An 8,015-nucleotide genomic window follows, 5' to 3' on the forward strand; every position below is an offset into this window, starting at 1 on the left:
TCCTACATGGCCCTACACGGAGTGCCCCCATGCTGCGCGCAACCGCCCTGGCCCTGGCCTGCCTCGCCGGCAGTCCGGCCATCGCCGCCGAATCGCCCACCTATGGCCCCCAGCTGGAGGGCTTCAGCTACCCGCATCCGCTCAAGCATTTCGACTTCAAGTCCCAGGGCCAAGCCCTGCAGATGGGCTACATGGACGTGCCCGCCCAGGGCCAGGCCAACGGCCACAGCGTGGTGCTGATGCATGGCAAGAACTTCTGCGCCGCCACCTGGGAAACCACCATCGACGCCCTGAGCAAGGCTGGCTACCGGGTCATCGCCCCCGACCAGGTCGGCTTCTGCAGCTCCAGCAAGCCGGCGCATTACCAGTACAGCTTCCAGCAACTGGCGAGCAACACCCATGCTTTGCTCGAACAGCTGGGGGTGAAGCAAAGCATCGTGCTCGGCCACTCCACCGGCGGCATGCTCGCCACCCGCTATGCGCTGATGTACCCACAGCAGGTGGAGCGCCTGGCGATGGTCAACCCCATCGGGCTGGAAGACTGGAAAGCCCTGGGCGTGCCCTACCGCACGGTGGACCAGTGGTATGCGCGCGAGCTCAAGCTGGATGCCGAAGGCGTGCGCGAGTATGAGCGCAAGACCTACTACGCCGGGCGCTGGAAGCCGGAGTACGAGCGCTGGGTGCAGATGCTGGTGGGCCTGAACAAGGGGCCGGGGCATGAAGCGGTGGCGTGGAACTCGGCGCTGATCTACGACATGATCTTCACCCAGCCGGTGTACCACGAGTTCAAGGACCTGCAGATGCCCACCCTGCTGCTGATCGGTGACCAGGACACCACAGCCATCGGCAGTGATATCGCACCGCCGGAGGTGAAAGCGAAGCTGGGCAAGTATGCAGTGCTGGGGCCGCAGGTGGCCAAGCTGATTCCCAAGGGGGAGCTGATTACCTTTGAAGGCATGGGGCATGCGCCGCAGATCGAGGAGCCGGTGCGGTTCAACCGCACGCTGGTGCAGTGGCTGGGCAAGTGAGCCAATAGTCGAGGGGCCGCTTTGCGGCCCTTCGCGGGCTCGCCCGCTCCCACAGGTAGTGCACAGCTGCCAAAACCTGTGCAGCACCTGTGGGAGCGGGCGAGCCCGCGAAGGGCTGCAAAGCAGCCCCCTACACTTTCCAGACCTGCTCCTCGGTCCAGCCCAGCTCGGCAAAGTCCGCCGCCCGCAACCCCGCCTCTTCCTCGCAGAAAAACTCATCCAGCTGCGGCGGCCTCACTGCCGTGTCACTGAGCATCGCATGCACCTGCCCACGGTGATGCACCTGGTGCTCGAACAGGTGCGCCAGCAGCCGCAGCCGTTGCTCGCGCTGTACCCGCTCGGGGCGCACGATGCTCACATAGCGCCCCAGCTCACCATCGCGCAGGCCCCGGCAATAGGCGATCAGCCGGTGATCGGCCTGGGCCTGTTCGGCATGCAGGTCGGTGCAGGTGGCAAACGGCTGTTCGGGGTCGAAGAAGCGCTCGCCGTCAGCGTCGGGCTGCTCGCCACGCTGCTCGCACTCGAGCATGTGCAGGTAGAACCAGTCCACCGTCAGCAGGTGGTTGAGGGTGGCCTTGATCGACGGGAAAAAGCTGCAGCGCGGGGCGACGAATTCGTCCTGGGTCAGTTGCAGGCAGGCCTTGTACAGACGGTGGTTGGCCCAGCCATTGTTGTAGGCCTGGGTCAGCAGATGATGCGACAGCGGCTCCATGGTTCGGCTCCTTTTCAGGCGAAGCGTTGCAGTTGCATCTCCCGTAGCCGGCTCAGGGTCCGTTGGTACGGGAACGCCAGATACCCTTGAGTGTAGAGGGCATCCAGCGGCACCTGTGCCTCCAGGTACAACGCCACCCGGCGGTCGTAGCATTCGTCGACCAGGGCAATGAAGCGGCGCACCGCGTCGTCCTTGGGCGACAGCGCTGGCAGTTCGCGGTCACCCGCCACCACCCGCGCCGCAGCATCCTCGGTGCCCCGGGCAATGCGCCCGGCCCGCTGTTCACCCCCCAGCGCCGGAATGCCCGACACCAGGATGGCCGGGAACCGGTCGCACAGGGCCATGAACTCCATGGCCGCCAGCGGCTGTTCGCACAGGTCGGTGAAGCGGCACCAGATGGCCTGCGCGCTGCGCCGCACCACCTGCACCTGCCGGGAGCCGATCGCCAAGGGCTGATCGTGGCCTGCGTCGCCGGGGCTGAGCTGGCGGAACACCTCGCCCAGCTGGCTGGCCTGCCCCGCTTGCGCCACCCAGTAACGCTGGCGCTCGGCGCCGGGGTGCAGGCGGTGGTCCTGCTCGCCGGCTACCGGCAGTACCTGCATGTGCCGCTGGATGGCGGCGATGGCCGGCAGGAAACGCTCGCGGTTGAAGCCGTCGCGGTAGAGCTGCTCGGGTGGCTGGTTGGAGGTGGCGACGATAACAACGCCTTGGTCGAACAGTACCTGGAACAGGCGGCCGAGGATGATCGCGTCACCGATGTCGTTGACGAACAGCTCGTCGAAGCACAGCACGCGTATCTGCCCTGCCAGCTCCCCGGCCAGCGCCAGCAGCGGGTCGGCGGTGCCGTTGAGCTGGAACAGGCGCTGGTGGACCCAGGCCATGAAGTGGTGGAAGTGCTGGCGCCGGCTGGATACCCGCAGGCAGTGGTGGAACTGGTCCATCAGCCAGGTCTTGCCGCGGCCGACCGGGCCCCAGAGGTAGATACCCTGGGTGGGGCGGCCCTGTTCGACGGCCTGGAAACAGGCCTGCAAGGCTTCGACGGCGCGGGCCTGGGCGGGGTCGGAGACATAGCCCTGAGTGGTCAGGGCCTGCTGGTAGAGGGAATGGGGATCGATAGCCATGCGGCATTCTACACATACCTTGTGGGAGCGGCCTTGTGTCGCGAAAGGGCCGCGCAGCGGCCCCAGCAATATTCGCCGTGACGCGAAAATCCTGGGGCCGCTCTGCGGCCCTTTCGCGACACAAGGCCGCTCCCACAAGTACTGTACTGCGTCAGGTGCCGTCGCCCAGGCCTACCTTGAGCAACGCGCCGTCCTTGTCATCGGTCAGCACATAAAGGTAGCCATCCGGCCCCACCCGCACATCGCGGATACGCGCCTTCAGCTCACCCAGCAAACGCTCTTCATGCACCACCTTGTCGCCATCCAGTTGCAGGCGGATCAGCTCTTGGGTGGCCAGCGCGCCAATGAACAGGTTGTGGTCCCAGGCCTTGAACGTGGGGCTGTCGTAGAACGCCATGCCGCTGATACCCGGCGACTTCTCCCATACATGGTGCGGGTCTACCATGCCCTGCACATGCTTGCCCTTGGCCTCGGGGATCGGCAGCAGCGAGTAGTTGATGCCGTGGGTCGCAATCGGCCAGCCATAGTTCTTGCCAGGCTCGGGAATGTTGATCTCGTCGCCGCCGCGCGGGCCGTGCTCGTGGGTCCACAGCTTGCCGGTCCACGGGTTGAGTGCGGCGCCTTGCTGGTTGCGGTGGCCGAACGACCAGATCTCCGGCCGCACGTTGTCCTTGCCGACGAAGGGGTTGTCCCTGGGTACTTCGCCGTCCGGCAAGATACGCACGATCTTGCCTTGCAGCTTGTCCAGGTCCTGGGCGGTCGGGCGCTGATTGTTCTCGCCGAGGGCGATGAACAGGTAGCCGTCGCGGTCGAACACCAGGCGCGAGCCGAAGTGGTTGCCCTCCGACAGCTTGGGCTGCTGGCGGAAGATGACGTTGAAGTTTTCCAGCCGGGCGCGGTCCTGGGACAACTGGCCACGGCCGACCGCCGTACCGGCCTTGCCGTCACCGCCCTCTTCGGCGTAGGACAGGTAGACGGTGCGGTCCTTGGCGAACTCCGGCGACAGCACCACATCCAGCAGGCCGCCCTGGCCCTCGGCCCAGACCTTGGGCACACCACTGATCGGCGGGCCGACCTTGCCTTCGGCATTGACCACCCGCAAGTTGCCAGCGCGCTCGGTGACCAGCATGTCCTTGCCGCCCGGGAGGAACGCCAGGGCCCAAGGATTGCGCAGGCCGTCGGCCACTGTGCTGACGGTCAAGGTGCCTTCTTCACTGCGAAGCTGCTGTTCGGCCGCCGCCTGCGCCAGCAGGGGCAGGAGTGCGGCGGCGGTAAGGGTGACAAGCCAGGGTGCTCGAAGCATGCAGGATTCCTTTCGTAGGGCGCTCATGGCGCGCGCGGGTTGCCGCGGGGTGGTCGGGTGGGCTCCAGGTTCGGGGTTTGCTGCTGGCGGCGCAGGTTGTCGCCATTGCCGATGCCGCGGTTGTCCAGGGTGGGCGTGCGCTGGTACGGGTCGGTGGACGGGCCGCGCACGGGAGGTGTGGCCGGCATGCTGCCTTGGCGGCTGTTAGGGTTGGCGCGCTGGATCGGGCTGTTGTAGGGGTTGTTGTTGCCGGCGGCGAGTTGCAAGGGCGGCTCGGGGGCCGCTTGCGCGGGCAGGCACAGCACCAGGCCGAGGGCCAGGATGGGCAAGGTCGGGGTCATGCTTCACCTCCTGTACGAAAATGCCGCGCCTGGTGGGTTTGATAGCCTAAGGCGCGAAGGGTTCGCGGCAAAAGTGTGAATGCGGGTGGAGATGATTCCTGATGTTTCAGTATGGGCCTTGGGGGCTGCTTTGCAGCCCATCGCGACACAAGGCCGCTCCTACAGGGGTACGCGATTACCTGTAGGAGCGGCCTTGTGTCGCGATGGGCCGCAAAGCGGCCCCAGGTTACTGGCCCTTGTCCACCTTGTGCCGCGCCGCATACAGGCACAGCATTTCCATCGCCAGGGTCGCTCCGGCCAGCGCGGTGATGTCGGCATGGTCATAGGCTGGCGCCACCTCCACCAGGTCCATGCCCACCAGGTTGATACCGCGCAGCCCGCCGAGGATCTCCAGTGCCTGCACCGTGCTCAGCCCGCCGCACACCGGCGTGCCGGTACCGGGCGCATAGGCCGGATCGAGGCAGTCGATATCGAAGGTCAGGTACACCGGCCGCTCGCCCACCCGCTGGCGAATCGCCGCGATCACCGCCTCGGTGCCCTGGCGGTGCACCTGGCGGGCGTCGAGGATGGCAAAGCCCTGGCTGTCATCATTGGTGGTGCGCAGGCCGATCTGCACCGAGCTGGCCGGGTCCACCAGGCCTTCGCGGGCGGCATGCCAGAACATGGTGCCGTGGTCGATGCGTTTGCCCTCCTCGTCCGGCCAGGTGTCGCTGTGCGCATCGAAGTGGATCAGCGCCAGCGGGCCATGCCGGCGGGCATGGGCCTTGAGCAGCGGGTAGCTGATGAAGTGGTCGCCACCCAGGGTGAGCATGGCGCAGCCTGCTTCCAGAATATGCGTGGCATGGGCCTCGATGCTGTCCGGTACCGACTGTGGGGTGCCGCTGTCGAAGGCGCAATCGCCATAGTCGATCACCGCCAGGTGGTCGAACGGGTCGAACGCCCACGGCCAGTGCCGGGCCCAGGCCTGCTGCACCGAAGCGGCGCGGATCGCCCGCGGGCCGAAGCGCGCACCGGGGCGGTTGCTGGTGGCAGTATCGAACGGCACACCACTGACCACCACATCGACACCACGCAGGTCGCGGCTGTAGCGGCGGCGAGAGAAACTGGTAATGCCAGCGTAGGTACTTTCCGCAGCGGTGCCATACAGGCTGTCGCGGGTCATGGCCTGGTCGTTGTTTGCGGCTTGCTCCACGGTCGGGCTCCTTTGTCGTTATTGGTTACTGGCGGCTGCGGAACGCGGTCCACAGGCGGTTGCGCTGGCGCAGGTCGGCCAGGGCCATGCTGCGGTCGGCATACAGGCGCTGACGCACCGCGGCCGACGGGTAGATGTCCGGGTCGTTGCGCACCGCTTCGTCCACCAGCGGCGTGGCCGCCTGGTTGGCGTTGGCGAAGAACAGCGTGTTGGTCAGCGCGGCCACCGACTCGGGCTTGAGCATGAAGGCGATGAACGCCCGCGCGGCCTCGGGGTGCGGGGCGTCCTTGGGAATGACCAGGTTGTCCTGCCATACCAGCGTGCCTTCGCGGGGGATGCGGTAGATCAGCTCGAACGGCTTGCCAGCGCGGCGCGCCTGGTCGGCGGCCATCGCCGCATCGCCGTTGTAGGTCAGCGCCAGGCACACGCTGCCATTGGCCAGGTCGCTGATCTGCCGGCCATTGGCGACGTAGCTGATCGACGGCTGCAGCTGGCTCAGCAGGCTCTGCGTGGCGGCCAGGTCGTCCTTGTCCTGGCTGTAAGGGTCCTTGCCCAGGTAGTTCAGGGCCACGCCGATCACCTCCTGGGGCGAGTCGGGCATGGCGATGCCGCAGTCCTTCAGCCGGCTGGCGTACTCGGGCTTGAACAGCAGGTCGAGGCTGTCCAGCGGCACATCCCCCAGGCGTTGGCGCACCGCTTCCACATTCACCCCCAGGCCCAGGGTGCCCCAGGTGTAGGGCACGGCATGGCGGTTGCCGGGGTCGGCCTCGGCGAGCTTGGCCAGCAGGTCCTTGTCGAGGTTGGCGTAGCCAGGCATGGCCTGGGGGTCGAGCGGCTGCAGGGCGTTGGCCTTGAGCGCCCGGGCCAGCACGGCCGACGACGGCACCACCACGTCATAGCCGCTGCCACCGGTCAGCAGCTTGGTTTCCAACACTTCGGTGGTGTCGAAGGTGTCGTAGCGCACCTTGTAGCCGGTTTCCTGCTCGAAGCGCTGGAGGGTTTGCGGGGCGACGTAGTCGGCCCAGCTGTAGAGGTTGACGACCTTTTCTTCGGCCTGCAGCGGCAAGGCCAGGACCAGGGACAGCAGGCACAACGATCGACGCATGGCGGACACCTCGGCAAATGGGTGGATGCCGCGAGCATGCCAGCCGGGTTACATTGCAGGAATGGCAAGTTTGCAAAGCTGACATTCACCAGAGGCAATGTAATGCTCGGACAAGTGCACGACCCCGACCTGCACCTGCTGCGGCTGTTCGTCACTGTAGTCGAGGCCGGTGGCTTCAGCGCCGCGCAAGGCGTGCTGGGCCTGAGCCAGCCCACCATCAGCCAGCGCATGGCGCAGCTGGAAGCGCGGCTGGGCTACCGCCTGTGCAGCCGCGGCAAGGGTGGTTTTCACCTGACGGAAAAAGGCGCGTTGTTGCTGGACGCCGCCCGTGGGTTATTGCTGAACATCGAACAGTTTCGCCAGCAGGCCAATGGCGTTGCCGGGCGGCTGCTGGGGACCGTGCGCATAGGCATGGCGGAGAACCAGGACAAGGCGGTGAGCCTGAAGCTGGCGGCGGCCATTGCGGCGTTTCGCAGGCGCGAGGAGGCGGTGCAGCTGGAGCTGATCAGTGCGCCACCGGCAGAGCTGGAGCGCTTGTTGCTGGAGCAGCGGCTGGATTACGCCATCAGCTACTTTTCCGGCAACCAGGCAGCCTTCGATTACCAGCCGCTGTTCGAGGAGCGGCAACGGCTGTATTGCGGCAAGGGCCATGAGCTGTTCGGTGAGGCTGGCGTTGGGCGGGAGCGGTTGCTGGCGATGGACCAGGTGCGTCATCCGTACCGGTTTCTCAAGGGCGGCGAGCCGTTCCAGAGCCAGCGCAGCATGGCGGTGGCGGAGCAGATCGAGAGCGTGCTGACGTTCATTCTGTCGGGGCGGCATATTGGTTATCTGCCGTGCCATTGCGCGCAAGCTTGGGAGGCTGAGGGGCTGTTGTGGGCGCTGGACCCGGGGTTGGACTTTGTGGTGCCGTTTACCCTGGCCAGGCACCGGGCGCAGGCGGTTGGCGAGGCACAGCAAGCGTTTGCACAGGATTTGCTGGCGGCGTTTGCCTGAATCGGCCTCTTCGCGGGTAAACCCGCTCCCACAGGGACCGCGACTTCCTCAGGCATGTGCGGTCTCTGTAGGAGCGGCCTTGTGTCGCGAAAGGGCCGCAAAGCGGCCCCGCCAATATGAGCTGCAGAGCTGAAATCCTGGGGGCGCTTCGCACCCCTTTCGCGACACAAGGCCGCTCCCACAGAACCGCACAGCGTCAGTAAGCCATGCTCCAGGTCAG

The 8,015-nt window shown here is 66.2% G+C and carries 8 protein-coding genes; 2 read left to right on the forward strand and 6 right to left on the reverse strand.

The genetic code is table 11. The annotated features are described in order from the left end of the window. Positions 1-29 precede the first annotated feature (29 nt). Complete coding sequence (locus CAG46_RS26425) at positions 30-1,028, forward strand: alpha/beta fold hydrolase (RefSeq protein WP_085619381.1); 999 nt, start codon at positions 30-32, stop codon at positions 1,026-1,028. 130 nt (positions 1,029-1,158) lie between these two features. Here CAG46_RS26425 and CAG46_RS26430 read toward each other — a convergent pair whose 3' ends face one another. The 6 genes from CAG46_RS26430 to CAG46_RS26455 form a co-directional block, all read right to left on the reverse strand. After that, the gene (locus CAG46_RS26430) at positions 1,159-1,740 is read right to left on the reverse strand and encodes a DinB family protein (RefSeq protein WP_013971816.1); all 582 of its coding nucleotides are present in this window, start codon (positions 1,738-1,740) and stop codon (positions 1,159-1,161) included. A 14-nt stretch (positions 1,741-1,754) separates the two neighbouring features. Then, entirely contained in the window at positions 1,755-2,861 is a 1,107-nt protein-coding gene (gene zapE / locus CAG46_RS26435) for a cell division protein ZapE (RefSeq protein ID WP_085619383.1), read from the reverse strand. Between the two features lie 151 nt (positions 2,862-3,012). Continuing rightward, a complete protein-coding gene (locus CAG46_RS26440; protein ID WP_085619385.1) occupies positions 3,013-4,164 on the reverse strand; it encodes a PQQ-dependent sugar dehydrogenase in 1,152 nt (383 codons plus the stop codon). Between the two features lie 23 nt (positions 4,165-4,187). Beyond that, the gene (locus CAG46_RS26445) at positions 4,188-4,505 is read right to left on the reverse strand and encodes a hypothetical protein (protein ID WP_025338362.1); all 318 of its coding nucleotides are present in this window, start codon (positions 4,503-4,505) and stop codon (positions 4,188-4,190) included. Positions 4,506-4,731: 226 nt separating this feature from the next. Then, positions 4,732-5,697, reverse strand: a complete 966-nt coding sequence (gene speB / locus CAG46_RS26450; protein ID WP_013971812.1) for an agmatinase — start codon at positions 5,695-5,697, stop codon at positions 4,732-4,734. 25 nt (positions 5,698-5,722) lie between these two features. Beyond that, positions 5,723-6,802: an extracellular solute-binding protein gene (locus CAG46_RS26455; protein ID WP_085619387.1), complete on the reverse strand. Its 1,080-nt coding sequence runs from the start codon at positions 6,800-6,802 to the stop codon at positions 5,723-5,725. A gap of 102 nt (positions 6,803-6,904) precedes the next feature. Between CAG46_RS26455 and CAG46_RS26460 the strand changes: the two genes are divergently transcribed. Next, the gene (locus CAG46_RS26460) at positions 6,905-7,795 is read left to right on the forward strand and encodes a LysR family transcriptional regulator (RefSeq protein ID WP_085619389.1); all 891 of its coding nucleotides are present in this window, start codon (positions 6,905-6,907) and stop codon (positions 7,793-7,795) included. Positions 7,796-8,015 lie beyond the last annotated feature (220 nt).

The sequence above is a fragment of the Pseudomonas sp. B23(2017) genome (genome assembly GCF_002113725.1).
Taxonomy (GTDB): domain Bacteria; phylum Pseudomonadota; class Gammaproteobacteria; order Pseudomonadales; family Pseudomonadaceae; genus Aquipseudomonas; species Aquipseudomonas putida_Z.